The organism is Pseudomonas sp. NPDC090592 (assembly GCF_044769185.1).
Lineage (GTDB): Bacteria > Pseudomonadota > Gammaproteobacteria > Pseudomonadales > Pseudomonadaceae > Aquipseudomonas.
In genome coordinates this window covers 151,872-176,943 of sequence record NZ_JBIVXJ010000004.1, presented here as the reverse complement: position 1 = coordinate 176,943, position 25,072 = coordinate 151,872, and the positions used below count along the sequence as shown (strand labels likewise).

Here is a 25,072-nt window from a genome sequence, read left to right as displayed (position 1 = left end):
TCGACCGGGTGAAGCCCACAAACGGAGAACGTTCATGTCCACATCCGATGACCCAAGACCGCAGATTGAGATCGACGACACCGAGGACCGCATGGGCAGCGTGCACGAACTGGATTTCAGCGAGCGCCGCGATGAACGCCAGGGGCGTGTCGGCGATGAGCGCCCAGAGCGGGAGATTGCCGAGGCCTACCCGCCGCGGCGTGTGGCTGAAAGCGGCATGACTGGCGGCGAGGCGCTGAGTGACAGCTTGCATGAGGACAATGTCACTTACGATGACCTGAGCCCCGATACGCTGTTCGATGAAACCGGTGCCCGCGACCCGGACGAGCCCGGTACGGGCGGCCCGGCGGACAAGGCCTTGCGCCAGGTGGAGGCCCACGAAATCGGCGGCGGTATCGGCCTGGACGAGGCCGAACTGGCACGCTCCGCGCCGCTGGACGGCGAGCCGTGGAGTGATGACGTGGTGCCCGATGATGAAAGGAGAGAGCCGTGATGGATGAGCAACGCTGTTCTTGCAACCATTGTTCTTGCACCGTGGATGCCAATGCCGTGGTCCAGGATGGCAAGGCCTATTGCTGCGAAGCCTGTGCCAAGGGCCACCGCAATGGCGAACCCTGTCGCATGAACGACTGCAAATGTGGCGAGCGTGCTCGGCCGACCGAGAGCACTGTCGATAATGCGCTGGATGAGACGTTCCCGGCCAGTGATCCGATTTCGCCGTAAGAGGTTGCCCAGCCCAATTGGCCGCGCCGTCGCGCAGAGTACTGAGGCTGGGCTCTGCGCATACCCTGTGGGGGATTGCCAAGCCCATTGGGCTGCGCTGTCGCGCAGAAAACTGATGCCGGGCGCACCGCGTACCCTGTGGGAGCGGGCGTGCCCGCGAAGAATGCAACGCGGTGGATGGCACCGGCTGCGCCGGTGTTCGCGGGCTTGCCCGCTCCCACAGCGTCCCTGCTGAATCAGTAAGTCAGGGTCCCTGCTGAATCAGTAAGTGATGTGCAGTTCTGTGAAAACAGGTATCTGTTGGGAGGGTAGGACGGGTGCCGGGTTCATCATGCCCCTCAGCGCTTGTTGAGCGCTGCCCCGGCCTGTCTGCGCAAGGCCTTGGCGCGCTTCTCGAGTATCAGGTAGGTAACCACCGCCAACAGCAGCGGGATCAGGTAGTACAACGTTCGATACCCCAGCAGCGCGGCGATCAGGGTGCCTTGGCCTAGCTGGCCGTGGAGCAGCGCCAGGAATACGGCTTCCAGCACGCCGAGCCCGGCTGGAATGTGGGCGACCACCCCGGCGACGCAACTGATCAACAACACACCCAGCACCGAGGGATAAAACAGCTCGGGCGGCAGCAGCAGGTGAATCAGCGCTGCCATCAGCGCCCAGTTGCTTGCGCCCAGAACCACTTGGCACAGCGCCATTCGCAGGCTCGGCAGGGTGACTTCGTGCTGACGCAGCGTCCATGTGCGCCGCTTGGCGAAGGCGCAGGCGCACAGGTAAGCCAACGCCACCGCCACCATCAGTACGCCGATCAAGCGCAGGCCGCTGGCACCCACTGCCCAGCTTTCCGGCAGCTTGACCAGGCCCAGGGCGAATACCGTGCCGGCCAGCAGCAGGTAGCCCATCCAGTTGGTCAACAGCCCCAGGGTGAGGATGCGGGTGATGGTCGGGGTATCCAGGCCCAGCCGGCTGTACAGGCGATAACGCAGGGCCACACCACCAACCCAGGTGGTGAAGTTGAGGTTGAACGCATAGCAGACGAACGCTACCGGCAGTACCTGACGGGCCGGCAGGCGGTGGCCGGTGTAGGCGCGGGCGAGCAGGTCGTAACTGGCGAATACCAGGTAGCTGCACAGCGCCAGCAGCAGCCCCAAGGCCAGGGTCGAGGGCCGGTAGGCCAGCAGCGACTGGCGTACTTCGTTCCAGTCCAGGTTACGCGCCAGGGTTACCAGCAGTACCGGTATCAACAGCAAAAACAGCACGGTCAGCAAGCGTTTGGCCCAGGTCGTCCAGGATGTAGTGGCCATCAGGTCTTGCCCCCGTGGTAGTCGGCCGGGGCCTGGTCGTCGGCTTGCAGCGACTGCAGGCGCTGCCGGTGCGCCGGAAACCAGCCGGCAATCCGCGGGAAATAGCGCGTGATGTGGAAACCCAGGAAGATCAACGGGGCACGCCACCAGTAACCACGCACCATGCGCTCCAGCGTCACGGTCTTGCAGTGCTGCCGGCTCAGTTCGGTCAAGTGCTGGTACAGCTGTTCGTTGAACGCGGGGTCGCGAATCAGCAGGTTGGCCTCAAGGTTGAACGACAGGCTCAGCGGGTCGAGGTTGCTTGAGCCTACGGTGGACCAGTCGTTATCCACCAACGCAACCTTGCCGTGAAGCGGCCGTTGGCAGTACTCATGGATGCGCACGTCGTCGCGCAGCAGGTAGTTGTAGAGCAGCCGCGAGAGCGCGCGAACCCAGCGCATGTCCGGTTGCCCCTGGAGGATCAGCGTCACCTCGACCCCGCGCCGGGCGGCGTTGCGCAGCTCGCGCAGCAAGCGGTAGCCGGGGAAGAAGTAGGCGTTGGCCACGACGATACGTTGCCTTGCTTCGCGGAAAACCTGCAGGTAGCAGGCTTCGATATCGTTGCGATGGCGCTGGTTGTCGCGTTCCACCAGCACGGCGCTGGCCGGGCCTGAAGCAATGCCGCCCGGCTTGACGCTACTGGCAGCACCCAGCACCGGTGCGAGCATGCGACACGAAGAAGCATGCACCTGGGCCACCACCGGGCCGACGACCTCCACGGCGTAGTCCTGCTTGGCCTGCGGGCCGAAGTCCCCCAGGTGGTCGGCACTGTAATTGATGCCGCCAATGAAGGCGCGTTGCCCGTCGATCACCACGATCTTGCGGTGCAAGCGGCGAAACAGGTTGGTGCGCATGCCCACCAGCCGTGGTTGTGGGTCGAAGGCATGGAACCGCACGCCGGCCTCGGTCATCGAGGTGACGAATTCGTCAGGCAGGTCCGCGGTGCCGTAGCCGTCCACCGCCACCTCGACCCGCACACCGCGCCGTGCGGCATCGATCAGGGCGTGGCGCAAGGGTTGGCCGACCTTGTCGTCGTAGATGATGAAGGTTTCCAGGAGGATCTCTTCCCGTGCCTGGGCCATGGCCTCGAAGACGCGGGGATAGTATTGCTCGCCGTTTATCAGCAACTCGACGCGGTTGCCATCGCACCAAGGCTGTTTCATAGCGTCACCTGCGCCACCAGCGGGGCATGGTCGGAGAGATGTGACCACGGGTATCTGGATAACACCCGTGCCTGGCTCGCGTGGGCATTGCGCAGGTAGATGCGGTCCAGGCGCAGCATCGGCAGGCGCGCGGGGAAGCTGCGTGCCGGCTTGCCGAAGGCTTCCACCAAGTGGCCCGACAGCCGCGCATCCGCTTTCAGGCGCCAGTCGTTGAAGTCGCCGGCGACAATGACCGGCTCGTCCGCTGGCAGGCTGTCAAGCAATGCCAGCAGCAGGCCGACCTGACGCTGACGATGCTCTTCACGCAGGCCCAGGTGTACACAGACGGTGTGCACCTGTTCATGGCCCTGCACTTCAAGCTGGCAGTGCAGCAGGCCTCGTTCTTCGTTGCCATGGACCGAAACGTCCAGGTTGTCATGGGCACGGATGGGGAATTTGGACAGCAGCGCGTTGCCATGGTCACCATGGGGGTAGACCGCATTGCGGCCATAGGCGAACTGCGGCCACATGCTGTCGGCGAGAAACTCGTACTGGGGCGCTTTCGGCCACATGGGGTGGCGCTCGGCATGTTGCTGATGGCTGCCGTGTACCTCCTGGAGAAACACCAGGTCGGCCCCGGTCGAGCGTACCGCCTCGCGCAGCTCCGGCAAAATGAAGCGGCGGTTGAACAGGGTGAAGCCTTTGTGCACATTCAGGGTCAGTACCGTCAGGCGATGTACGGCGGTGACCTTGTCGATGATGCAGCGGGGGGCGGGCAGTGTCCGGTTCATAGCGGCTCCTGCGGTTCGACGCCTGGTTCGGTAGCCAGCTCGCCGCCAAGGCCCAGCTTGTCCAGCAGGCGGCGTGCATCGTAAGGGGCATGGACTTTCTGGTCGTTGTCGAAGTAGCAGTACACGTCACGGGAGGCGCGTCTTGCCGGGGCGCGGTGCACCACGCGTTGGGCATCCTCCGGCTGGCCGCCCGCAGCCCAGGCCTGGATGCGCAAGCGCCAGCGGCGCAGCGCGCTGGCCGTGTAGCCGCTGCTGTACAGCTCGACATCGCCATGCAGGCGCAGGTACACGAAATCGGCTGTGAGCTCTTCGACACAGGGCCATTTACCGGCGCTGTCGGCGACCACCAGGGCAACCTTGTGCTTGCGCAACAGATTGATGAAGGTGTCGCAAAGGAAGCTGGGGTGGCGGATCTCCACGGCGTGGCGCAGGCGCGCATTACCCGGCACGGCAATGCCGCCGTTGCCTTGCAGGCGTTCTGCGGCGTGGCGCGCAAGGCTGCGGGCGGCTTTGCGGTCGCGTGGTAGCTTGGCCAGAAAGTCGCTGAAGCGCGGCGCGTCGAACTTCAGGTTTGGAGGGAACTGCCAAAGGAAGGGGCCCAGTTTGTCACCCAGCAGCAACGGGCCCGATGCGAAGAAATTGGCGAGCGCCTCGTCGACCTCACGAAGCCTGCGTACGTGGGTGATATAGCGCGGCGCCTTGACCGAGAACACGAAGCCCTGCGGTGTCTGGTCACGCCACTTGCCATAACGCTCCGGGGTTTGCAGCGCATAGAAGGAACCGTTGATTTCGATACTGTTGACCGCCCGCGAGGCGAACGCCAGCTCGTCGTCCTGGCGCAGCCCCTCGGGGTAGAAGTCCTTGCGCCATGGGCCATAGCGCCAACCGGAAATACCGATGCGGATCTCGCTCACCATAAGTCCCTGCGCTCCTGTACGTATCAGTAGCGACAGGGACAGGGACCAGATTGTTCAGTGCGATTGACGAGTGGATGGCCATGCAAAAAGGGAACTTTACCGGCGTTGCAATCCTCCACCGGATGCCTGGGTTCCACTGAGGTACACCATGAAGGAGGCTCAGCCATGAAGTTTGATCGGTTTGCACAATGGCTGGCCAACCATAGCGGGCGGCCTTTGACCTTCGTTATTGCCTTGCTGCTGATCATTGCCTGGGGCGTAAGCGGGCCCTTGTTTCATTTCAACGACACGTGGCAGTTGGTCATCAATACGTCGACCACGATCATCACCTTCCTGATGGTGTTCCTGATCCAGAACACCCAAAACCGTGACAGCGACGAATTGCACATCAAACTTGACGAACTGTTGCGCACTACCCAACGGGCGCACAAGGCGTTGCTCGACCTTGAAGACATGGGGCCAGCTGAACTCCATGCGCTTCGAAAGCGATACCAGCAACTGGGGGAGCGCGACGAAGCGGGGCCAGACAGGGAGGACTCTCACTGACGTGTTCATGAACCCGCCATGGCGTTGTTCAGAAAAGGCCAGGACCGTGACGGTGAACAACTCACACTTCGGAGACCAAATGATGAAAAAATACGACGAACAGCAGCAGAAAGGCCCCCATTCTTCCGATCATGCAACGACTGATCAGGACCTGGGTTTCGACCCGGACTCTCCGGATCTGGACGACCCTCAAGTGGACCCCCAAGGCCCCGCGAAAGCACCAAGGGACGTGGAAAAGAAACCGTGAGCGAAGCTTCCGTGGCCGCATGTCTGCCGCACATGGCATTCATCTGTTACCCCGGCTGTTCAAAAGCCGGGGGGCAGCACAGCTATCAGAATGTGTACTTCAGCGACAGCATCAGGTTGCGTGGCTCACCGTAAACGTTGCTCGGTACCGCGACAGAGTTGCTGAGGGCGTTGTAGTACTTCTTGTTGAACGCGTTGTTGAGGTTGACGCGCGCATCGATGTGGTCGGTCGGCTTGAACCCCAACATGAAGTCCACCAGGGTGTAGCCATCCTGCTCGATCATGTAGGTGGTGTTCTTGTTGTAGATTCGATTCTGGTGATAAAGGGAGGCGCCGACACGCCACTGGTTGAACTGCCCCGGCAGTGTATAGGACGTGCTCATCTTGAACAGATGGCGGGGTATGTCGGTGTCGAACAGACGGCCCTCGTTTTCTTTCTTGGTATCTTTGACATACTTGGCCTCGGCAAAGGTATAACCGGCAGCCAGTTGCCAATCAGGGGTCAATTGGCCCTGTACCTCCAGTTCTATGCCCTTGCTGCGCACTTTGCCTGCCGCCTCGTAGCACGGGGTAGTCGGAGCAGTAGGGCAACCGTCGGTAAAAGACTTCGCACGGTTTTCCTGGTCGATCTGGAAGAGGGCAGCCGATGCGTTCAGTGCCCCGTCGAAGTACTCACCCTTGATGCCCAGTTCATGGTTTTTCCCGGTGATCGGCGCAATGATGTTGTCGGAAGCATCCTTGTAGTTCTGGGGTTTGAAGATATCGGTGTAGCTGACATACACGCTGTGATGCTCGTCGATGTCATAGATCAGGCCGGCGTACTTGGTGACATGCCGAGTGACTTTCAGCTCGCTCGGGGCGGTCCCTTTGTAGGGCGAGGTGGTGGTGTTGTCATACCAGTCCAGGCGGCTGCCCAGAATCAGCTTCAGCGGGTCGGCCAGGCTCAGGCGTGTGGTGGCGTAAACGCTGTTGAGCTTGGCGTTGGTGTTCTGCCAGCCGTACTTGTCCTGGCTCGGCGGTTTTGGTGTGGCGCCCGCGTCCCAGTTGTAGAGGTCGATGTTGCTGTTCAGCAAGATGTTGTAGGGCACGTCACCGTTGAACACCACCCGCCGGTGACTGGCGCCGACCACCACTTCGTGGTCTCGGTCCATCAGGCGAAACGGGCCGCTGGCATAGGCGTCGAAGCTGTTCTGGGTTTCCCGATAGTGCCCCGCGCCGACGAACTGGTTATAGGCAGGGGTGGTGGTGTTGGCGACCAGATAGGTGCCCAGCATGTCGAGGTCGGCCCAGGTCCTGGTGGCCGAGAGGTTGAGCTTCCAGCCGTTGTCCAGGAGGTGTTCCAGTGCCGCGTAGGCAGAGGTGCTGGTCTTGTCCCAATACTCCCAGTCACTGCTCAGCGAAGTAGAGCGTGACAAATGCAGGTCACTGCCGTCGAAGCCCACCGGCAGGCCGGTCCAGCCGTTGCCATTGTTGTTGTCTTGCTGGCGCGATGCACTCAGGGTCAAGGTGGTGCTGTCGTCCAGGTCGGCTTCCAGGATGCCGTAGAACAGGTTGCGTTGGTTTTCCAGCGTGTCTCGGTAGCTGTTGCCGGTCTGATACGCCGTCACCATTCTGCCGCGAACGGTTCCGCTGTCGTTGAGCGCGCCGGAGACATCGACCTCGGTGCGGTAACGGTCCCAGCTGCCCATGCTTCCTTCGATGCTGGCCTGAAACTCGTGCGTCGGCCGCTTGCGGATCAGGTTGATCGACGCCGCAGGGTTGCCCGCACCCTGCATCAGGCCGGTGGCACCGCGCACGACTTCGACCCGGTCATACATGGCCATGTCGGCCGACAGCAGGTCTTGGGACACCTGTGAGCTGTCCAGGCTGGTGGGCAGGCCGTCGTACATGATGTTATCGAGGGAAAACCCCCGGGCGTAGTACGAGGATCGTTCCGGGCCGGTCCGGCGCAGGGTGAGCCCAGGTGTGTTCTGCACCACCTCGTTGAGGTTGGCGAGGTTCTGGTCTTCGAGGCGTTGGCGCGTGATGACTGTGACCGATTGTGGCGTCTCGCGCAGGGACAATGGCAGTTTGGTTGCCGTCTGCGCTGATCGTGAGGTGTACGAACCTGTGCCTTCGGTGGTGCCAGACAGCAGTGCACCGGTTACGGTAGTTGCCCCCAGTTCCAGGGCACCTTCGCTGTCCGCTGCCACTTCTATTATGTAGCTGTCCGCACGCTTGAGTACGCGCAGGCCGGTGCCGGCCAGCAGTTGGGCGAGGCCATCACTCACTGAGTAGGTGCCGCTGAGCCCCGGGGTATGCTTGCCGGCGGTCAATTGTGCGTCTGCGGACAGCAAGATGCCGGACTGGCTCGCGAAACGGTTCAGCGCCTGATCAAGGCCCCCAGCCGGGATGGCGTAGTGGCGTGTCTGTTCGCTTGCGTAGGCCAGTGCTGCAGGCATGGCAAGCAGTAACGGGGCGCCGCCGAGCAAGCTGGCAAGCAGGATGTGGTGGGTCAGCCGTGAACGGGTGGGCGTGGGCAGGTGCGACACTCTGAACGATCCTCTTGAGAAGGCTTGTTGATTGGGTTCAAGAGGTATCCCGTACAACTCGACCAAAACGACAACACTGCACAAACTATTTTTTGCCATTCCAGGCTGGCAGCAGACGGCCAGCAATCTTGTGCGTTTCTAAACCGGGCTGACGTTGACCCAGAAGCGCGTCAATCTCTGTATTTTTACGGGTAGCGACTGCTGAACTGCCATCAGCACGCGGTCGGTGTCTGCCAAGGGGAACACCCCCGTGAGCGGCAACTGCGCTACAGCGGGGTCGCAGCGAAGCACACCGGGACGATGGCGAGCCAGCTCGGCGACGAAGTGCCCCAACGGCATGCGCTCGGCGATCAAGCGGCCGTCTAGCCAGGCGATGGTGTTGAGGTTGGCTGGCCCGAGGTCGCCGAGGCGATTGGCGGAAAACCAGCGACTTTGTCCTGCTTGAAGGCGGCTGGCGGGCGCCTGCCGTGGACGCAACTCCAGCTCGCCTTCAAACAGCTCGACATGGCTGCCATGCTCACGCTGGTACACGGAAAAGCGTGTGCCCAACGCCTGGATTTCCCCCTCTGCAGTTTGAACGACCAGCGGGCGCTGCGTCGGGTCATGACCACTTTCCAGCAGCAACTCCCCGGTGATCAGGCAAATGCGCCGTTCCGACGCGTTGAACCGGATATCAACCGCAGTGCCACTGTTCAGGCTAAGTTGGCTGCCATCCTCCAGCGAGCGTTTCAAACGTTCGCCAGTGCCGCTGCGCAGGTCTGCCATGGCTTCGCGCCAAGGGGATTGCGAATGAACCAGATAGCCGCTGCCGCCGGCCAACAGCAGCGTGCCGAGCAGCTTGAGCGCCTGCCGACGACGCGCATCGGGCAGCTCGCGCAGCACCCCGAGTGCTGTATCCGCAGGGACACCGCTCAGGGTACTTTGCAGGCGCTCCAGGCGTCGCCATGCGCGATCGTGCTCCGGGTCCGCGGCGCGCCATTCAAGAAACCGCTGCTGTTGTGCCGCTTCGAACTCACCGCTCCATTGCAGCATCAACCAATGACTGGCCTGCTCGACGATTGCGGGGGAGAGTGGTGCTTCGCTGACGGTTTTCATTCAGCGTACAGGACCTGATAGCAGGCAGTGATGGCGCGGAGCATGTACTTTTGCACCGAGCTGACGCTGACGTTCAGCCGAGCTGCGACCTGTGTGTAGGTCAGCCCTTCAAATTGCGACAGCAGGAATGCTTCGCGTACCTTCGCAGGCATGTTGTCGAGCATGGCGTCGATCTGCATCAGGGTTTCGATCACGATCGCGCGGGTTTCCAGTGACGGAGTTTCTGGCTCGGGCAGGGCGGCGAGGCTTTCCAGATAAGCTTGGTGGATACGCTGGCGACGCCACTGGTCTATGACCAGGTTGCGGGCGATCTGCACCAGGAATCGACGGCCGTCACGCTGTTCCGGCAGGCGGCGGGTTACCAGCAGGCGCAGGAAAGTGTCTTGAGCGATATCCGCCGCCCGCTCGCGATCACCCAGGCGGTGGCGCAGCCAGCCTTGCAGCCAGCCATGATGGTCGCGATACAGGCTGTCGATGGGTTGCAGTGTGGTGTCGATGGGCACTTCACCTTTCCGCTAATCAAATGCATATGGGAATTGATCTCGATTGTAAGGTGATGTGCTGATTTTGCAAACCGTTGCAGCAGACGTCAGGTTGTCGCGTGCAAATGGCGCTGGCGTGTTGATCTGGCAAACCAGGAAAGGAGGCTGACCGGCTGACCGTTGCAGTTGAACATTGCGCGGAGCTTGGGCTCTCACTAGCAGGGATAGAACGAGGCGGCCGTCATGAGCATCGAACGCAGCATTCCTGAACTTGAAGCCTGGTACGCGCAGTACGACGACATCAGCTACCGGCGCGAATCGCCGGATGCCTACCACCACGAACTGGTTCGCACTGCTGAGGCGCTGCGGGACGACGGTGCCATCGACTGGGATGACTGGTTGGCGCTGAAGGCACTGGCCGACGAGGCACATATACGGGCACTGGAAGATGCGGTACAGGCTCACGTGAGCGACCCTGACGCATGAAAGCGCTGAAGATCGCCACTTTCAACATCAATGGCATCCGCAGCCGCCTGCCCGCGCTGTTGGCCTGGCTGGCGCGGGAGCAGCCGGACATTGCCTGCCTGCAAGAACTGAAGGCGGCCGACGCGCAGTTTCCTCGCGAGGCATTGGAAGCGGCAGGTTATGGCTGCCTTTACCAAGGGCAACCCTCCTGGAATGGTGTGGCCATTCTGGCGCGCGATAGCGAGCCTCTGGAGGTTCGCCGCGGGCTGCCCGGCATGCAGGACGACCCGCAAAGCCGCTACCTCGAAGCTGCGGCGCACGGTGTGCTGGTGGGTTGTTTATACCTGCCCAATGGCAACCCGCAACCCGGGCCAAAGTTCGATTACAAACTGCGCTGGTTCGAGTGCCTGCTCAACCATGCGCAAATGCTGCTGGAGAGCAGCCATCCCACGGTGCTGGCGGGCGATTTCAACGTGGTGCCCACCGATCTGGACATCTACAACCCGCGCTCGTGGCTCAAGGACGCGCTGCTGCAACCTGAGGCGCGGGCGTGCTTCGAACGGTTGCTGGCCCAGGGCTGGGTCGACGCTGTTCGCCACCTGTACCCGGAGCAGCGCATTTACACGTTCTGGGACTACTTTCGCAATCACTGGGCACGCAATGCCGGGCTACGTATCGATCACCTGTTGCTCAGTCCAGGCCTCGAACCTTGTCTGAAGCAGGCGGGGGTGGATGCCTGGGTGCGCAATGAACCCAAGCCCAGCGATCATGCGCCGGTCTGGATCGAGTTGGGCAGCCGCCGCCAGCGACGTACGTGAAGTGCTTCGGTCAGGCAAGTTTAAACAGTGATTCAATGATAGTGGGCGTAGTCAGGCCAGGGTTTGGCGAAACTTACCGGGCTTAATTATTTTTAATACTTGGCTTATTTTTTATTCGATACCCCTCAGCGGCGACCTTGGATAGATTGCGTGCGACAAACTGTCGCGAGAGCCCGCTCACCCGTGACTGTTCAGAACTGCTCTGGTTGAGCGTGGTGGAGATAAGCAATTGAAGGTTGAGTTTGATTATGTGATCGCTGGTGCCGGCTCTGCGGGTTGTGTCCTTGCACGTCGGCTGTCCGATGCCGGGCATGAAGTATTGCTGCTGGAAGTCGGCCCCTCCGACAAGTCCTGGATCATCCGCATGCCCGCCGGGTTGCGGTCGGCCTTCAAGCCGACCTCGAAGTACAACTGGTGGTACTACACCGAACAGCAAAAGCACCTCGATAACCGCCAGATCCAGCAGCCCCGAGGCCGCGTGCTCGGCGGCTCGTCCTCGATCAACGGCATGACCTGGCTGCGCGGCCACCCCATGGACTACGACGCCTGGCAAGCTGCCGGCGCCAGCGGCTGGAGCTGGGCCGACTGCGCGCCGTACTTCAAGAAGATCGAAAGCAGCAAGATCGGCGGGCTGCACCGTGGCCACGACGGGCCGATCCGCGCCCAGCGCCAGGAACAGCTCAGCCCGCTCAATGCCGCCTTCCTCGAGGCCGGACAGCAGGCTGGTTTCCACCTTACCGAAGACGTCAATGGCTACCGCCAGGAGGGCGTCTCACGCTTCGAGATGAGCGTGCGCGATGGCATCCGCAACAGCGCGGCCTACGGCTATATCCATAGCATGGGCGAGCACCCCAATCTGACCATATGGCTTGGCTGCGAGGTGCAGAAGATCAACTTCGAAGGGCCGCAGGCCACCGGGTTCCGGGTGATGTACAAGGGCAGCATGGTCGAGGTGCGCGCCCGTCGCGAAACCATCGTGTCGTGCGGCGTGTTCGGCTCGGCGCAACTGCTGATGCTGTCGGGCGTCGGTTCGGCGCAGCACCTGCGCGAGCACGGCATCGCCACCAAGGTGAACCTGCCTGGCGTTGGCGAGAACCTGCAGGATCACCTGGAATGTCATATCCAGATCGAAACCAAAGAGCCGGTGTCGCTGAACAAGGAGCTGCAACCGCACCGCATGCTGTGGGCGGGCATGCAGTGGTTCGGCTTCAAGAAGGGCGTGGCCGCGGTCAACCAGTGCCACGTCGGCGCGTTCCTCAACAGTTCGCCGACCACACCGCACCCGGACATCCAGTTCCACTTCTTCCCGGTGTTCTTCGACAAGAACTGGATCCCGGTGAGCACGACGTATGGCTACCGTATCGGCGTGGGCCCGATGCGCCCGACCAGCCGCGGCAATGTGCGCCTGCGCAGCAACAAGGTCTCCGACCCGCTGCGCATCGACCCCAACTACATGGCCACCGAGGAAGACTGGCGGGTGATGCGTGAGGCGATGCGCCTGGGTATCGAGTTTTCCGAGCAGGCGGCGTTCAAGCGCTACAACTACCACGAAGACACCCCAGGCAAGCACATTCGTTCGGGCAAGGCGCTGGATGCGTTCATCCGCGAGGATGCAGCGAGCGCCTACCACCCGTGCGGCACCTGCAAGATGGGCAGCGACAGCGACCCGATGGCCGTGGTCGACAGCCAGCTGCGGGTGCGCGGCGTGGAAAACCTGCGAGTGATCGATGCGTCGGTATTCCCGACAGTGCCGAGTGCCAACATCAACGCAGCAACGATCATGCTGGCTGAGAAGGCCAGCGATCTGCTGCTGGGCAAACCTGCACTGCAACCTGAAGCGCTGCCGTATTACAGCCAGGTTCAAGTGGCCGAACACAAAGCCTTCGCCTGACTCGGCGTCCAGACATGATCGGGAATATGAAAATGACCACTATTACCAAGCGTCAGGCAACACCGGAAGAGCTGGCGAGCTGCCAGAGTTGGGAACTTTGGGAGAGCGGTGACACCGATCGTTTTGTCTATCAATACGATCAGGATGTGCAGTTTATCGTGCAAAGCGGTGAAGCCGTGATCAACAGCGCAACCAACCCGCCGGTGGCGATTGTTCCAGGTACCCATGTAACCATCCGTAAAGGCGTCGACGGTGACTGGGCTATTTCCTCTGCGATCGTCAATCGCTACCAGTACCTGTAATACACCAGCCAGCACTGTTGCCGTTCATTCAACCTGTTGGGTTGAGTGAACGGACCTGCGTGCGCGAGTGCTGCAAGTTACTGACGGTCTTGTTTCAGGTTTCCATATAAATAGTACATGAGCGCTGCATGTGCGCAGCCGCTCATTTCAACATTTCAATGACGTGCCACACGTAGTGAAGGGCGGTGTCGGCGGCCGTTTATTCGATCGCCGCAGCATGCTGCCCGAGGAAAGCCAGATGAACAACAGTGCTGTTTCGATTGAAGATGTATCGCTGAGCCGCTTTCACCAGTTACTGACGCTGCGGGCGTGGTCAGGCTCACTGGTTGCAGGTTATGTGCTGAGTATCGTCGGGGTAGTGATGTTGCAGATGTCATCGACACTGCAACTGGATGCGTTCTGGGAAGGGATGATTGCTGCCTCTGCCCTGATCGGGATTTTCTGTGGTGGCTTCATCGGTGGCTGGCTGACAGACCTGCTGGGCCGGCGCTGTATGTTTCTGGTGGCACCGGCGCTGTTCGTGATGGCCTCGCTGGGGCATATGTGGACGGATTCCGCGGCGCTGACCTTCCTGCTTCGGTTGCTGATCGGTATTGCAGTCGGGTTCGAATACCCGGTGGCATCTTCACTGCTGGTCGAATTGTTGCCCCGCCAATACCGTGGCCCGCGCCTTGCGGCGCTGGCGCTCCTCTGGTTCATCGGCGCGGCGCTGGCCTATGTGGTGGGCGAGGTCATCCTGCACAGTGGACACCCCGATGGCTGGAAATACACCTTGGCCAGCAGCGCGGTGCTGGGGGCCATCCTTTTTGTGATGCGCCTGGGCACCCATGAATCTCCAGGCTGGTTGCTGAGCAAAGGCCGCACCGCGCAAGCCGATGCGCTCATCAAGCATATCTACGGGCCAGATTTCTCCACGGCCAACTTGCCTAGACAGGGCGAAGGCAAGAGGCTGCCCCTGAGCAGCCTGCTGCGTTCGGGCTATGGCAAGCGGATGTTTTTTGTCGTCATGTTCTGGACCTGCGGGATCATCCCGGTGTTCGCCGTCTACGCATTCGCCCCCAAGGTACTGGCTGCGCTCAATCTTACCGGTGACTACAGCGCCATGGGTTCGATCGCCATCACGCTGTTCTTCGTGGTCGGGTGTTACCTGGCGATGCGTTTGATCAACGTGCTGGGGCGCAGAAGCCTGTTGCTGTTCAGTTTCACGTTTTCGGGGCTGTCGTTGCTCGGCCTGGGCGCGTTCAGCGCCAGCAGCGGCAACCTGATCCTGATGTTCTTCTCGCTTTATGCCTTGTTCATTGGTGGAGCCCAGGTGCTGACCCTGGTTTACCCCAACGAAATCTTCCCTATTGAAATGCGCTCGGTCGCTGTCGGTATCGGTACTTCGTTCTCCCGGGTAGGGGCTGCCGCCGGGACCTACCTGGTACCGCTGTCGCTGAACAGCATCGGCGTCGCCAACACCATGTATGCAGCCGCGTTCATCACCTTGATCGGTCTGGTGGTGACGTGGATGTATGCCCCTGAAACCAAGTCGCTCAGCCTGGAAGAGGCTGCGGCGCTGTGATCGATTGGCCCTCATGCATCCTCAGGGGCCACGTTGCGGATCGAAATTGAAAACGCCAGGAGAAACTCATGCAAGCACTAGGTATACATAAACTCTACATTGACGGCGGCTACGTGGACGCCAGCACTGGCGCTACCTTCGAAGCCATCAACCCGGCAACGGGGGAGGTGATTGCCCTGGTTCAACGCGCCGGCGCAGCGGACGTCGAGCGTGCGGTCGAAAGCGCTCAGCGCGGGCAGAAAGTCTGGGCCGCGATGACCGCCATGGAGCGCTCCCGGGTGCTGCGCCGCGCGGTTGAAATCCTGCGCGAGCGCAACGACGAGCTGGCCATGCTGGAAACACAGGACACCGGCAAGGCCTATTCCGAGACACGTCATGTCGATATCGTCACCGGTGCTGATGTGCTCGAGTACTACGCAGGCCTGGCGGTGGCCATCGAGGGTGAGCAGATCCCGCTGCGCGACACGTCGTTCGTTTACACTCGCCGCGAGCCGTTAGGCGTCACGGCCGGCATCGGCGCCTGGAACTACCCGATTCAGATCGCCCTGTGGAAGTCCGCCCCGGCGCTGGCAGCTGGCAACGCCATGATCTTCAAGCCAAGCGAGGTGACATCGCTGACCACGCTGAAGCTCGCCGAGATCTTCACCGAGGCCGGGTTGCCTGCTGGTGTGTTCAACGTACTTACCGGCAGTGGGCGGGAAATCGGTACTGCACTCACCGAACACCCGGGCATCGAGAAAATTTCCTTCACCGGCGGTACCAGCACCGGCAAGAAAGTCATGGCCAGTGCATCGGCGTCCACCCTCAAGGAAGTGACCATGGAGCTGGGCGGCAAGTCGCCGCTGATCATCTTCAGCGATGCAGACCTCGACAAGGCAGCTGACGTGGCGATGATGGCCAACTTCTACAGTTCGGGTCAGGTCTGCACCAACGGCACGCGGGTCTTTGTGCCCGTGTCGTTGAAGGCCGCATTCGAGGCCAGGATTGCCGAGCGTGTCGGGCGTATCCGTGTCGGCGATCCGGCTGATGAAAACACCAACTTTGGCCCACTGGTGAGCTTCCAGCACATGGAAAGCGTGCTGGGGCATATCGAGCAAGGCAAGGCCGAGGGGGCCCGCGTGCTCTGCGGCGGTAGCCGCCTGGAGGAGGGCGCACTGGCTAAAGGCGCATACGTGGCGCCTACCGTGTTCACCGATTGCCACGACGACATGGCCATTGTGCGCGAGGAAATCTTCGGCCCTGTGATGAGCATTCTGAGTTACGAGACCGAAGAGGAAGTGATCCGCCGTGCCAACGATACCGAGTACGGCCTCGCCGCCGGTGTCGTCACCGAAAACCTGGCAAGGGCGCACCGCGTGATTCACCAGCTCGAAGCCGGTATCTGCTGGGTCAATGCATGGGGTGAGTCGCCTGCGCAGATGCCAGTAGGGGGCTATAAACAGTCGGGGGTCGGCCGTGAAAACGGCATCGCTTCGCTAGCCCAGTACACGCGCATCAAGTCCGTCCAGGTCGAACTGGGTGACTATAGTTCGGTGTTCTAGCATCTGGGGGTAGGGCCTGCATACCCTCGTCAGGTTCCGCAGGCCCTTGTCGCCCGGTGAAGTGCACGGCTATCAAGCGCGCTTCGTTCTACGCCGGTACATGTTTTCTGAGTTCGTCGGCAAAGAACGCTGCTGCGGGATTGCATTCGCCAGGATGCTGGCGCAGTTCGATAGTGACATTCCCCAGTGCTGGCAGCCCATTACTGGGGCCATCCAGAATCTGCCAGGTGGGTTTGGTCAGCGGGGCGGAAGTCGCCGCAATCGCCAAGCCACTGTCCACCGCCAGCTGCACGCCGGCCACCCCTGTGCATTCGAAAGCGATGTCGTAATCCAGCTGGCAGCCACTGAGCGCTGACAGGATTTGCCTTCGATAGCCGCAGCCATGGGGGTAGAGCGCCAAGGGGATCGGAGCGTTTCTGTCTACCTTGAAACCCGCTGCGCTGACCCATTGCAGGTGATCGCAGCGCAATATCTCACCATGGCCATCGGCAACACGCTGCGTCACCAGTGCCAGGTCGAGCTCGCCATCTTCAAGGGCAGTGAACAGGTTATGGCTGATGTCATTGCGAATCTTGAGATTGACCTTTGGATACCGTTGAGTGAACTCCTTGAGTACCGCAGGCAGGAAGGCCCCCGCGTAATCGTCGGGAATGCCAAACCTGATACTGCCGCAGACATCGCCTTTGACGAAGAAATCCAGCGCCTCTTCACTGAGGGCGAGCATTTTACGCGCGTACTGCAACATGCTTTCGCCGTGGCTTGTGAGCACGGCGACCTGATGCCCGCGCTCGATGAGCCGGTGGCCGACCAGGTCCTCAAGCTTTTTCAGCTGGATGCTGACTGCCCCTTGGGTCTTGTTCAGGCGTTGTGAAGCAACCGAAATGTTCTTGCATTCCGCGATGACTTTGAAGCTGTACAGCAACGCAAGGTCTAAATGGCGCACGACATTTTCCTCTTGGCAGGGAGGGTCGAACATTGACGTCCCGATTGCCCTTGGCCGCATTAGGCGAGCTTGGTTTGATGTTGTCAAATGCCATGCCGTCCTTGGCATGGCGATCCGCGACGCTCGCACCGGGTTTTAATTTTTTTAATGACGGGCTTATTTTTTATTCGATATCCGGCATGACCAGCGTCCGATAAATTGACTTGCCACCCGGCTTGAACGATCACCGCGTCAAGCGGCGACGTCCCCTCTTTTCTGGAAGCCTTTACCTCGTTCAGGAGCGTCAGTGCTTCACCCTGTGCAACGGCTGGGTTGAACTTTACAAAACCAATAAACCAGCCACTGCTTGATCATCAAATCTGCCAGAAACAAGACTATAAGAATGGAGATGTCCGATGAGTACAATCAAACATGGTTTCAGCAAAGCCCGCTTGCTACTGGCCGGCCTCGCGTTGGCCACTACCTTCAGCCACGCAGCTGAAACAAAACCTGTCGTGGTGGGGTGGGTGAACTGGGCGGACGCCGAAATCACCACGAAACTTGCCAAGCTCGCTTTGGAAGACCAGCTGAAACAACCTGTGAAACTGGTCATGGCGGATATTGGTATTCAGTTCCAGGCGCTCTCGGTCGGTAAAGTCGACATGATCCCCATGGCCTGGCTGACCTATAGCCACAAGCCGTTCTGGGAGAAGTACAAAGACCGCCTCGAAGACCTTGGCGTGCTTTACGAAGGACGGCTGGGCCTGGCAGTACCTGCCAGTATTCCCGAGAACGAGGTGGCCAGTATCGAGGACCTCAACAAACCGGAGGTCAAGGCCAGGCTGGAGGGTAAAATTCTCACCTCCGAAGTGGGTAATGGCCAATACAAAACCGCCACCCGGGCGATTGAGGCCTACAAACTGGACGGCTACAAACTGGTTGCGTCTTCCGAGACCGGCATGCTTAACGAGTTCGACCGCAATCTCAAGCGTGACAAATGGTCGCTATTGAATGCCTGGAGCCCGCACTGGATGTTTTCCACCTGGTCACTGCGCTATCTGGATGACCCCAAGGAAGTGTTCGGCAAAGCCGAACAGATCCATGCGGTTGGTCGCAAGGGCTTTACCCAGGACTTCCCCAAAGTTGCCAACTTCTTTGCGCACTACAGCATTCCGGTGAAAGACCTGGAAACCATGATGAAACAGGCGCGGGACACTTCGGCCGATGAAGTGGTCGCGCAGTACTATGCCGCGCACAAAGACACCATCGCCGCCATGTTCAAGGAAGTCGCTGCGCGCACTGCCCAGCAACCCTGAACTTAAGCCAGATTCTGCAAGGGCCGTGATTTGCTGAACGGCCCCCTTTCAATTATCCAACCGCCGGTGCCCAGTGGGCGGACGGTGGCTGTTAGGGCCTTTTACTGTCGGCCCGATATCGTTTCAGGGAATCCAGATGAAGAGTAATGGCACTTCGATTGAAGATGTGGCACTCAGTCGTTTCCATCAGTTATTGACCGTACGTTCTGTCGGAGGATCATTTGTCGATGGCTATGTGCTGAGTATTGTCGGCGTGGTCATGCTGCAAATGTCCTCTACCTTGCAACTCGACAGTTTCTGGGAAGGCATGATCGCCGCATCGGCATTGATCGGTATTTTCTTTGGCGGCTTTATCGGCGGTTGGCTAACCAACATCATTGGCAGAAAGCGGATTTTCTTCGTTGGGCCGGTCATCTTCATTGCCGCGTCTCTCTGCCATTTGTGGACCGATTCGATCGTGGCGGTGTTTGTGCTGCGGCTGCTGATCGGTGTGGCCGTGGGGATCGAATACCCGGTTGCCACTTCGCTGCTGGTGGAGTTCCTGCCCAGGAAATGCCGGGGACCCAGGCTCGCGGCACTGGCGTTGCTGTGGTTCGTGGGTGCCGCGTTCGCCTATGTAGTAGGTGAGGTGGTGCTGCGCAGTGGCCGGCCTGATGCCTGGCAGCTGGCGCTGGCCAGTGGTGCCGTACTGGGCGTGTTATTGCTGATTGTCAGGCTCGGCACCCCCGAGTCACCGCGTTGGTTGTTGGGCAAGGGGCGCGTTGGTGAGGCGGACGCGGTGATCAAGCGCATCTACGGTCAACACTTTTCCATCGCCAACCTGCCAGAACAGCCGAATGATCAGAAGCTGCCGCTAAGCAGCCTGCTGCGCTCGGGCTACGGCAGGCGCATGTTCTTCGTCGTGGTGTTCTGGACTTGTTCGATCATCCCGGTCTTTGCGGTGTATGCCTTCGCCCCGAAAGTGCTGGCGGCGCTGCACCTCACGGGTGACTACGGCTCGATAGGCTCGATTGTCATCACGCTGTTCTTCGTGCTGGGCTGCCTGTTGGCAACCCGCCTGATCAATGTAATCGGTCGGCGCAAGATGCTGATCTACAGCTTCCTGTTGTCAGGCTTGGCGTTGCTGGGGCTGGGTTTCTCTGACGCCGGTCACGGCAATATGATTCTGCTGTTCTTCTCGCTGTATGCCTTGTTTATCGGTGGTGCCCAGGTGCTGACCCTGGTGTACCCGAACGAGATTTTCCCGACGCAAATGCGTTCTGTCGCGGTGGGCATCGGCACGTCGTTCTCACGCATCGGGGCTGCTGCGGGCACCTATCTGGTGCCGGTTTCGCTCAGCAGTATCGGAGTGGCCAACACAATGTATGCCGCTGCGATGATTACCCTGATCGGCCTTGTGGTGTCCTGGATGTACGCCCCTGAAACCAATTCCATGAGCCTGGATGAAGCTTCGGCGCTCAGCTGAGTGCCGGGCCGGCCGCAGCAGGATGCGAGATCGAGAATGGCGATTTCTGACAGCTGACGAGGTGGCGCATCCCGGACTTCAGTGTAGTGCCATGGTCATGAGGCGCCCATGGCACTTGCTCCGGTAGAATGGGGGACTCGGCCTTCAACCACCGGAACTGCCACCACCGGAGCCACCAGCGCCGGAACCGCTCGAACCGCCGGTGCCACCCCCTGAGTTCGTCCCGGTACCGCTGCCGTTGCCGCTTCCGGCGCCGGTCCCTGAGCCGTTGGTGGTGCCATCACCGCCGGTATTGTCAGTGCCATTGCTCCCGGTACCGCCAGAACCGGTACCCATGCCATCTCCAGGCGTGCCTGAGCCTGTGGGTCCGCCATTGCCGCTCATGTGGCCGCTGTCTTGCGTTTGAGTGCCTGGAGCGCGTTGGTCGTTCATGTCGGTGGCCGCCAGTACAAGCGGCGCACTGGCGCCAAGGCACAAGGCCAACAACAACGATTGGGGCTTGATGATCATCATGGTGTAGCTCCTTTGGGATGTTCACCCTTTCTTTGTCTTGCCCGCCCGGCCACGTGTGCGATTGTGCTGACGGGCGGAACGAACGGCATGGGCGCCATATAGTGCGGCGCACATAAGCACGAGCCATTCAGCCCAGTTCCATGGCGGTGTTTTTCTTCCAGCCACGCAGGTTCATGACGCAAAGACACACCTGCAGGATGATCAACGCCCACGCTTGTGCCTGCCATCCCCACACCCCCCACAGCACATTGCTGGCGATGAAGCAGCAGAAGCCCAGCTTGCGTCTGCCCGGGCGCCTGGAACCGATGCACCAGGCGGCCAATACGGTCAGGACCATGGCGGGCCATTCGAGAAAGTCGATCCAGTCTTTCATCCAGCGATTCCCAAACTGATTGCGTTTCGATGTGGGACTGGCGAGCGCACACCCGGGTTCACAACGCTTGGCCGACACTTACGGTGGCCAGATTTATGGAACCTCACGGCAGTAAGACCTGCCCACTCTTGTAACCGACATGACCAATCATCGTCACCACAAGGAGGGGTTTCATGCCCAATGCAGCAGGCAAGATCCGCTATGGCGTAGTGGCCGGCGGCTCGATTTCCCAGGGCGCGTTCATGCCCGGTATCGGCCAGACCGACAATTCGGTGATGACCGCGCTGGTCACGGGCGACCCGCAGAAGGCGGCGGCACTGGCCGATCGGTACGGGCTCAAGGCCTATGCTTACGAAGATTACGCGAAGCTGCTCGGCTCGGGCGAGGTGGATGCGGTGTACGTTGCCACGCCGAACTTTCGCCACCGCGAGTTCGTGATCCCGGCGCTGGAGGCCGGCATCCATGTGTTGTTGGAAAAACCCATGGCCACCAACGAAACCGACTGCCAAGCGATGATCGAGGCTTCACGGCGAACAGGCGCCAGGCTGATGATCGCCTACCGCCTTCACTCCGAACCCGGCACCCTGGACATGATCGAGCGGGTGCATGCCGGCAATTTCGGTGAGCCGCGGCTATTCACTTCGATCTTCACCCAGCGGGTCAAGCCCGGCAACCACCGGGCGCAGAGCGGCTTCGGCGCAGGCCCGGTCGCAGACATGGGGCCGTACCCGCTGAACATGGTGCGCCAGCTGTTCAATGCCGAGCCTGTCGAGGTGGTAGCAGTGGGCGTGCGCTCGCCGGGTAGCAGCATAGACACCTGGGACACGGTCACCGTCAGCCTGCGCTTCCCCGATGAGCGCCTGGCACAGTTCACCGTCAGCTATACCCTGCCAGATACCGAGCGCTTCCAGTTGCTGGGGAGCAAGGGCGAGATCGAAGCCTCTCCCTGCTTCGGTTACGGGGAAGGGGTGGCGGTCAGTTACCGGGCGACCATTGACGGCGAAACCCGCGTGCACGTGAACCCGGTGGTCGATCAGTTCGCCGGAGAAACGGCTTACTTTTCCGACTGCATAATGCGCAACGAGGCACCGGAGCCGGATGGCGAGGAGGGTTGGCGTGATGTGCGGGTCATAGTGGCGATCCAGCGGGCGTTGGAAACCGGCCAACCGCAGCGCCTGGAGCCACTGGCGGCAAGGCCTTTTGCCCGGCGCCGCGAGCAGCGCAGGGCATTCCCGCTGGCGGCAGTGCCGCCGATGGTCAACACCGAGTCGCCTACCTGGTAACGCCTGGTCCAGCGCGCCCGGATGGGCGCGCTGGCACTTATCAAGCGGCGCGCTGCTCGCCCTTGAGCAGTTTCTTCTGAGCTTCCATAGCCTTGCCCATGTCTTCAAGTTCCTGCTTGCCCAGCAACTTGCGGGCAGTGGGGAACAGCTCGGTTTCTTCTTCCTCGATATGGTGCTCCAGCAACTCCTTCATCACCTTGACCCGACCGGCGAACTCCACGGTGCCGGTCTCGGTGTGCAGCAGGTCGGGAATGACCAGCGAGTCCACCGTGCGATGCTCTTCCTTGGCCTCGTAATACATCTTCGCTTCTTCCTTACCGCCGGCCTGCTTGATCGCGGGGTACAGGATCTGTTCTTCCAGCGTCGTATGGATGCTCACCTCCTGCTTGATGCGGTCGAGCAGTTCGGCGCGTTTTTTCACGGCGCGCTCGGTAGTAGACGACAGTTCCTCGAGCAGTTTCTTCACCAGTTGATGGTCCTGGATCAGCAGTTCGATTGCGTTCATGGGACACCTCCTCAGGGGCTGGGGAAAATCACGGTTGCTCTGTGTGGAGTAGGCTTCAAACGCAAGGGTTCAATGCAGATGATGTGTGTTCTGCAGTGACGAGGAGGGTGCTTCGAAGATGACTGCTGTTACCGATACCTATCGTCGGCCTGGTTGTCAGGTAGCCGCAGTGTGAAGGTGGTTCCGCAGGCCGTATTTGAAACGACGGTGATCGTGCCTCCGTGAGCCTCGGTGATTTCCCGCACTATGAACAGGCCGAGCCCCACCGACCGTACCGGGTCATCACGGTCGCTGGCGCGAATCATGGGCTCGAACAGCTTGGGGATCAACGACTCGGGGATGCAAGTGCCATGATTGTGCACGGCAATGTGCGCCGCGCCATCTACTCGCTCGGTAGTCAGCGTGATGGGGTGATGCAGATCGCCGTAGGCGACGCTATTGGCCACCAGGTTGCCGATCATCTGTTGCAAACGGTCCGGATCGACCTCGACCGAGCCAGAGCATCGGGACAAGTGACGAATAGGGGCGTGGGGAAAGGCAACCCGGAGTTCACTCACGCATTGATCCACTGTCTTCAACAGGTCCACCGAACGCTGACGAATGGCGATGCCCTGGCCGATGCGCACCGAGGCAAAGTCGAGCAGGTCGGCGATCATGCGTTGGGCGCGTTCGGAGGAACTGTTGATACTCCCCAGCAAGCGCCGCTCCTTGTCACTACGCTCACCGCGCTCCAGCAACTGCGCGGCCATCCTGATCGCGGTCAGCGGATTTTTCAGATCGTGGCTGGCAACGGCCACCATTTGCTCGGCAAATGCCGCACGTCGTTGGGCGTCTTTGTAAGCAACTGCCAATTCGACCTTGGCCTGTTTCAACGCGGCCTCGGCAGCGGTTGTCTGGGTCAGCAGCTCTTCGGCACGGCGGCGCGCGGCAAGCAACTCGCGTTCATAGCGATCCCGCTCGATCGTGCCAAACAGTGCCAGCTCGTAATACACGCCTTCAGGTCGCTCGCGGCGAACCCCATTGAGCAGCATGGTGATGACATGACCTTGGCTGTGCAGCAGATCAAGCTTAACTTCCGCGACCGAACCTTGCATTTTCATCAGCGGCGCCCAGTGCGTCTGATGAAAGATCCGACCGCCAACGGTGAGCAGGTCCTGGAAGCGCCTTGCCAGCAGTTGTGTCGGTGCATGGCCGAGCCAGTCGCCGAACGTCTGGTTGCTGCGCAGGATGGTCCCCTCTTCGGTGGTGATCACCAGCCCGCAGGGCGCCTGCTCGAACAGCGCGTCGGCATCGGGCAGCGCCGCTTTACTCATGGCTGTCAACCAAGGTTGCCAGGAACGCGTCCATGGCGGCTGCGCAGGCGCTGGGCGCACTCATGTGCGGGCAGTGGCCGATATTGTCGATCAGGCACAGCTGGCTGTGCGGCAGCACCCTGTGCAGGTACTGGCCCACCGCCAGGGGTGCGATCAGGTCTTCACTGGATTGCAGGATCAACGTCGGTGTCTGCAGGCCGCTGACGTCCCGGCGGTTGTCCGACAGAAAGGTCACCCGGGCGAATTGCCGGGCAATTTCCGGGTCTGTGCGGCAGAAGCTGTTGGTCAGTTCCTCGCTGAGCGCTGGCTGCCCGGGGGAACCCATGATGACTGGGGCCATGCTGCTGGACCAGCCCAGGTAGTTGCTGTCGAGGGTGTCGAGCAGGGCGTGGATGTCTTGCTCCTTGAAGCCGCCCTGGTAGTCACCCGAGTCGATATAACACGGCGAGGGGCCGACCATGACGTGCGCGGCGATGCGCCCAGGGTGCAAACGGTCGGCCAGTACCCCGATCATGGCGCTGACCGAGTGGCTCACCAGGATGACGGCGCCTTCTGCGAACGCGGTGATGACTTCGTTCAGATCAGCAGCGTAACCTGAGAGCGTAGCGTACTTTTCGCGATCATAGGCCGTGAGGTCCGAGCGGCCAGCACCCACAAGATCGTAGGTCACCTGCCGGAAACGCGTTTGAAAATGGGGCAGCAGGTAATTCCACATGGATTGGTCACAGCCAAAACCGTGCGAAAAAATCAGTGTCGCACTGCCGTTGCCCGAAAGGTTCACGTTGTTGCGCTTTCCGATATCCATACCCGTCCCGTTGGTGTGCAGCAGCCTGCCAGGCAAAAAATCAAAGGCAATTAACAGAGGGTGAAACTAAGCGAAGCGAGAGCGAGTCGACAGTAATGCGCCAATCAAAGTTTCAAGCGCAACGGTGATGGGCGAGCCCTTTATCTGTTACCGCTGTGCAGATCGGTCAGTATTACAGTTATCAAG

General features: G+C 60.6%; 26 protein-coding genes. 13 read left to right on the top strand and 13 right to left on the bottom strand.

The genetic code is table 11. From position 1 onward, the window contains the following. Positions 1-34: 34 nt before the first annotated feature. Together ACIQUI_RS05055 and ACIQUI_RS05050 are read left to right on the top strand one after the other, a co-directional pair. Positions 35-493 carry a phosphotransferase system, HPr-related protein gene (locus ACIQUI_RS05055; protein WP_403195492.1) on the top strand — a complete coding sequence of 153 codons (459 nt, stop codon included), beginning with the start codon at positions 35-37 and terminating at the stop codon, positions 491-493. Then, entirely contained in the window at positions 493-723 is a 231-nt protein-coding gene (locus ACIQUI_RS05050) for a metallothionein (protein WP_403195490.1), read from the top strand. Before ACIQUI_RS05055 ends, ACIQUI_RS05050 begins: the two co-directional genes overlap by 1 nt. Positions 724-1,061: 338 nt before the next feature. Here the strand turns inward: ACIQUI_RS05050 and ACIQUI_RS05045 are convergent, their stop codons facing one another. The 4 genes from ACIQUI_RS05045 to ACIQUI_RS05030 are packed head-to-tail and all read right to left on the bottom strand — an operon-like array spanning position 1,062 to position 4,910. Beyond that, positions 1,062-2,021 carry a lysylphosphatidylglycerol synthase domain-containing protein gene (locus ACIQUI_RS05045; protein ID WP_403195487.1) on the bottom strand — a complete coding sequence of 320 codons (960 nt, stop codon included), beginning with the start codon at positions 2,019-2,021 and terminating at the stop codon, positions 1,062-1,064. After that, a complete protein-coding gene (gene clsB, locus ACIQUI_RS05040; RefSeq protein ID WP_403195485.1) occupies positions 2,021-3,223 on the bottom strand; it encodes a cardiolipin synthase ClsB in 1,203 nt (400 codons plus the stop codon). Before clsB ends, ACIQUI_RS05045 begins: the two co-directional genes overlap by 1 nt. Beyond that, positions 3,220-3,993, bottom strand: a complete 774-nt coding sequence (locus ACIQUI_RS05035) for an endonuclease/exonuclease/phosphatase family protein (protein WP_403195482.1) — start codon at positions 3,991-3,993, stop codon at positions 3,220-3,222. Before ACIQUI_RS05035 ends, clsB begins: the two co-directional genes overlap by 4 nt. Continuing rightward, complete coding sequence (locus tag ACIQUI_RS05030) at positions 3,990-4,910, bottom strand: DUF72 domain-containing protein (protein WP_403195480.1); 921 nt, start codon at positions 4,908-4,910, stop codon at positions 3,990-3,992. The genes ACIQUI_RS05035 and ACIQUI_RS05030 overlap by 4 nt, the downstream gene beginning before the upstream one ends. A 165-nt stretch (positions 4,911-5,075) precedes the next feature. Here ACIQUI_RS05030 and ACIQUI_RS05025 point away from each other — a divergent pair, with 165 nt between their 5' ends. Both ACIQUI_RS05025 and ACIQUI_RS05020 read left to right on the top strand, forming a co-directional pair. Next, positions 5,076-5,456 (top strand): low affinity iron permease family protein, encoded by a 381-nt coding sequence (locus ACIQUI_RS05025; RefSeq protein WP_403195478.1) that lies wholly within the window; start codon positions 5,076-5,078, stop codon positions 5,454-5,456. Positions 5,457-5,538: 82 nt separating this feature from the next. Beyond that, a complete protein-coding gene (locus tag ACIQUI_RS05020; RefSeq protein WP_403195714.1) occupies positions 5,539-5,703 on the top strand; it encodes a DUF6021 family protein in 165 nt (54 codons plus the stop codon). Positions 5,704-5,788: 85 nt separating this feature from the next. Here the strand turns inward: ACIQUI_RS05020 and ACIQUI_RS05015 are convergent, their stop codons facing one another. The 3 genes from ACIQUI_RS05015 to ACIQUI_RS05005 form a co-directional block, all read right to left on the bottom strand. Beyond that, positions 5,789-8,233: a TonB-dependent siderophore receptor gene (locus tag ACIQUI_RS05015; RefSeq protein WP_403195475.1), complete on the bottom strand. Its 2,445-nt coding sequence runs from the start codon at positions 8,231-8,233 to the stop codon at positions 5,789-5,791. A 138-nt stretch (positions 8,234-8,371) separates the two neighbouring features. After that, a complete protein-coding gene (locus tag ACIQUI_RS05010; protein WP_403195473.1) occupies positions 8,372-9,328 on the bottom strand; it encodes a FecR domain-containing protein in 957 nt (318 codons plus the stop codon). Further along, positions 9,325-9,831 (bottom strand): sigma-70 family RNA polymerase sigma factor, encoded by a 507-nt coding sequence (locus tag ACIQUI_RS05005; RefSeq protein ID WP_403195470.1) that lies wholly within the window; start codon positions 9,829-9,831, stop codon positions 9,325-9,327. Before ACIQUI_RS05005 ends, ACIQUI_RS05010 begins: the two co-directional genes overlap by 4 nt. Positions 9,832-10,053: 222 nt before the next feature. Between ACIQUI_RS05005 and ACIQUI_RS05000 the strand changes: the two genes are divergently transcribed. The 6 genes from ACIQUI_RS05000 (at position 10,054) to betB (ending at position 16,391) form a co-directional block, all read left to right on the top strand. After that, the gene (locus ACIQUI_RS05000) at positions 10,054-10,296 is read left to right on the top strand and encodes a hypothetical protein (RefSeq protein ID WP_016486338.1); all 243 of its coding nucleotides are present in this window, start codon (positions 10,054-10,056) and stop codon (positions 10,294-10,296) included. Beyond that, positions 10,293-11,093, top strand: coding sequence for an exodeoxyribonuclease III (gene xth, locus ACIQUI_RS04995; RefSeq protein WP_403195468.1), 801 nt, complete (start codon positions 10,293-10,295; stop codon positions 11,091-11,093). The genes ACIQUI_RS05000 and xth overlap by 4 nt, the downstream gene beginning before the upstream one ends. 229 nt (positions 11,094-11,322) lie before the next feature. Beyond that, complete coding sequence (locus ACIQUI_RS04990; protein ID WP_403195466.1) at positions 11,323-12,984, top strand: choline dehydrogenase; 1,662 nt, start codon at positions 11,323-11,325, stop codon at positions 12,982-12,984. A gap of 32 nt (positions 12,985-13,016) precedes the next feature. Continuing rightward, the gene (locus tag ACIQUI_RS04985) at positions 13,017-13,286 is read left to right on the top strand and encodes a hypothetical protein (protein WP_403195464.1); all 270 of its coding nucleotides are present in this window, start codon (positions 13,017-13,019) and stop codon (positions 13,284-13,286) included. Between the two features lie 238 nt (positions 13,287-13,524). Further along, complete coding sequence (locus ACIQUI_RS04980; RefSeq protein ID WP_403195461.1) at positions 13,525-14,850, top strand: MFS transporter; 1,326 nt, start codon at positions 13,525-13,527, stop codon at positions 14,848-14,850. 68 nt (positions 14,851-14,918) lie between these two features. Continuing rightward, complete coding sequence (gene betB / locus ACIQUI_RS04975) at positions 14,919-16,391, top strand: betaine-aldehyde dehydrogenase (protein ID WP_403195458.1); 1,473 nt, start codon at positions 14,919-14,921, stop codon at positions 16,389-16,391. 88 nt (positions 16,392-16,479) lie between these two features. Here the strand turns inward: betB and ACIQUI_RS04970 are convergent, their stop codons facing one another. Next, positions 16,480-17,421, bottom strand: a complete 942-nt coding sequence (locus ACIQUI_RS04970) for a LysR substrate-binding domain-containing protein (protein ID WP_403195455.1) — start codon at positions 17,419-17,421, stop codon at positions 16,480-16,482. A 308-nt stretch (positions 17,422-17,729) separates the two neighbouring features. Between ACIQUI_RS04970 and ACIQUI_RS04965 the strand changes: the two genes are divergently transcribed. Together ACIQUI_RS04965 and ACIQUI_RS04960 are read left to right on the top strand one after the other, a co-directional pair. Beyond that, a complete protein-coding gene (locus ACIQUI_RS04965; protein WP_403195452.1) occupies positions 17,730-18,629 on the top strand; it encodes a glycine betaine ABC transporter substrate-binding protein in 900 nt (299 codons plus the stop codon). Between the two features lie 136 nt (positions 18,630-18,765). Continuing rightward, positions 18,766-20,094 (top strand): MFS transporter, encoded by a 1,329-nt coding sequence (locus tag ACIQUI_RS04960; protein WP_403195449.1) that lies wholly within the window; start codon positions 18,766-18,768, stop codon positions 20,092-20,094. Positions 20,095-20,238: 144 nt separating this feature from the next. Here the strand turns inward: ACIQUI_RS04960 and ACIQUI_RS04955 are convergent, their stop codons facing one another. Both ACIQUI_RS04955 and ACIQUI_RS04950 read right to left on the bottom strand, forming a co-directional pair. After that, positions 20,239-20,607 carry a hypothetical protein gene (locus tag ACIQUI_RS04955; protein ID WP_403195447.1) on the bottom strand — a complete coding sequence of 123 codons (369 nt, stop codon included), beginning with the start codon at positions 20,605-20,607 and terminating at the stop codon, positions 20,239-20,241. A gap of 127 nt (positions 20,608-20,734) precedes the next feature. Next, complete coding sequence (locus ACIQUI_RS04950; RefSeq protein WP_403195444.1) at positions 20,735-20,980, bottom strand: hypothetical protein; 246 nt, start codon at positions 20,978-20,980, stop codon at positions 20,735-20,737. A gap of 173 nt (positions 20,981-21,153) precedes the next feature. Here ACIQUI_RS04950 and ACIQUI_RS04945 point away from each other — a divergent pair, with 173 nt between their 5' ends. Further along, the gene (locus ACIQUI_RS04945; protein ID WP_403195441.1) at positions 21,154-22,263 is read left to right on the top strand and encodes a Gfo/Idh/MocA family protein; all 1,110 of its coding nucleotides are present in this window, start codon (positions 21,154-21,156) and stop codon (positions 22,261-22,263) included. A gap of 40 nt (positions 22,264-22,303) precedes the next feature. Here the strand turns inward: ACIQUI_RS04945 and ACIQUI_RS04940 are convergent, their stop codons facing one another. The 3 genes from ACIQUI_RS04940 to ACIQUI_RS04930 all read right to left on the bottom strand — a co-directional run bounded on the left by ACIQUI_RS04940 (position 22,304) and on the right by ACIQUI_RS04930 (position 24,886). Continuing rightward, positions 22,304-22,768, bottom strand: a complete 465-nt coding sequence (locus ACIQUI_RS04940; RefSeq protein WP_403195438.1) for a hemerythrin domain-containing protein — start codon at positions 22,766-22,768, stop codon at positions 22,304-22,306. 128 nt (positions 22,769-22,896) lie between these two features. Then, on the bottom strand, positions 22,897-24,081 hold the full coding sequence (locus ACIQUI_RS04935) for an ATP-binding protein (protein ID WP_403195437.1): 1,185 nt from the start codon (positions 24,079-24,081) through the stop codon (positions 22,897-22,899). Then, positions 24,074-24,886, bottom strand: a complete 813-nt coding sequence (locus ACIQUI_RS04930) for an alpha/beta fold hydrolase (protein WP_403195435.1) — start codon at positions 24,884-24,886, stop codon at positions 24,074-24,076. Before ACIQUI_RS04930 ends, ACIQUI_RS04935 begins: the two co-directional genes overlap by 8 nt. Between the last annotated feature and the right edge of the window lie 186 nt (positions 24,887-25,072).

Excerpts from the sequence above, each read along its gene's own strand:
- ACIQUI_RS05055 (WP_403195492.1), top strand. The coding sequence starts at position 35 with ATGTCCACATCCGATGACCCAAGACCGCAGATTGAGATCGACGACACC.
- ACIQUI_RS05050 (WP_403195490.1), top strand. The coding sequence starts at position 493 with ATGGATGAGCAACGCTGTTCTTGCAACCATTGTTCTTGCACCGTGGAT.
- ACIQUI_RS05045 (WP_403195487.1), bottom strand. The coding sequence starts at position 2,021 with ATGGCCACTACATCCTGGACGACCTGGGCCAAACGCTTGCTGACCGTG.
- clsB (WP_403195485.1), bottom strand. The coding sequence starts at position 3,223 with ATGAAACAGCCTTGGTGCGATGGCAACCGCGTCGAGTTGCTGATAAAC.
- ACIQUI_RS05035 (WP_403195482.1), bottom strand. The coding sequence starts at position 3,993 with ATGAACCGGACACTGCCCGCCCCCCGCTGCATCATCGACAAGGTCACC.
- ACIQUI_RS05030 (WP_403195480.1), bottom strand. The coding sequence starts at position 4,910 with ATGGTGAGCGAGATCCGCATCGGTATTTCCGGTTGGCGCTATGGCCCA.
- ACIQUI_RS05025 (WP_403195478.1), top strand. The coding sequence starts at position 5,076 with ATGAAGTTTGATCGGTTTGCACAATGGCTGGCCAACCATAGCGGGCGG.
- ACIQUI_RS05020 (WP_403195714.1), top strand. The coding sequence starts at position 5,539 with ATGAAAAAATACGACGAACAGCAGCAGAAAGGCCCCCATTCTTCCGAT.
- ACIQUI_RS05010 (WP_403195473.1), bottom strand. The coding sequence starts at position 9,328 with ATGAAAACCGTCAGCGAAGCACCACTCTCCCCCGCAATCGTCGAGCAG.
- ACIQUI_RS05000 (WP_016486338.1), top strand. The coding sequence starts at position 10,054 with ATGAGCATCGAACGCAGCATTCCTGAACTTGAAGCCTGGTACGCGCAG.
- xth (WP_403195468.1), top strand. The coding sequence starts at position 10,293 with ATGAAAGCGCTGAAGATCGCCACTTTCAACATCAATGGCATCCGCAGC.
- ACIQUI_RS04985 (WP_403195464.1), top strand. The coding sequence starts at position 13,017 with ATGACCACTATTACCAAGCGTCAGGCAACACCGGAAGAGCTGGCGAGC.
- ACIQUI_RS04980 (WP_403195461.1), top strand. The coding sequence starts at position 13,525 with ATGAACAACAGTGCTGTTTCGATTGAAGATGTATCGCTGAGCCGCTTT.
- betB (WP_403195458.1), top strand. The coding sequence starts at position 14,919 with ATGCAAGCACTAGGTATACATAAACTCTACATTGACGGCGGCTACGTG.
- ACIQUI_RS04965 (WP_403195452.1), top strand. The coding sequence starts at position 17,730 with ATGAGTACAATCAAACATGGTTTCAGCAAAGCCCGCTTGCTACTGGCC.
- ACIQUI_RS04960 (WP_403195449.1), top strand. The coding sequence starts at position 18,766 with ATGAAGAGTAATGGCACTTCGATTGAAGATGTGGCACTCAGTCGTTTC.
- ACIQUI_RS04955 (WP_403195447.1), bottom strand. The coding sequence starts at position 20,607 with ATGATGATCATCAAGCCCCAATCGTTGTTGTTGGCCTTGTGCCTTGGC.
- ACIQUI_RS04950 (WP_403195444.1), bottom strand. The coding sequence starts at position 20,980 with ATGAAAGACTGGATCGACTTTCTCGAATGGCCCGCCATGGTCCTGACC.
- ACIQUI_RS04945 (WP_403195441.1), top strand. The coding sequence starts at position 21,154 with ATGCCCAATGCAGCAGGCAAGATCCGCTATGGCGTAGTGGCCGGCGGC.
- ACIQUI_RS04940 (WP_403195438.1), bottom strand. The coding sequence starts at position 22,768 with ATGAACGCAATCGAACTGCTGATCCAGGACCATCAACTGGTGAAGAAA.
- ACIQUI_RS04935 (WP_403195437.1), bottom strand. The coding sequence starts at position 24,081 with ATGAGTAAAGCGGCGCTGCCCGATGCCGACGCGCTGTTCGAGCAGGCG.
- ACIQUI_RS04930 (WP_403195435.1), bottom strand. The coding sequence starts at position 24,886 with ATGGATATCGGAAAGCGCAACAACGTGAACCTTTCGGGCAACGGCAGT.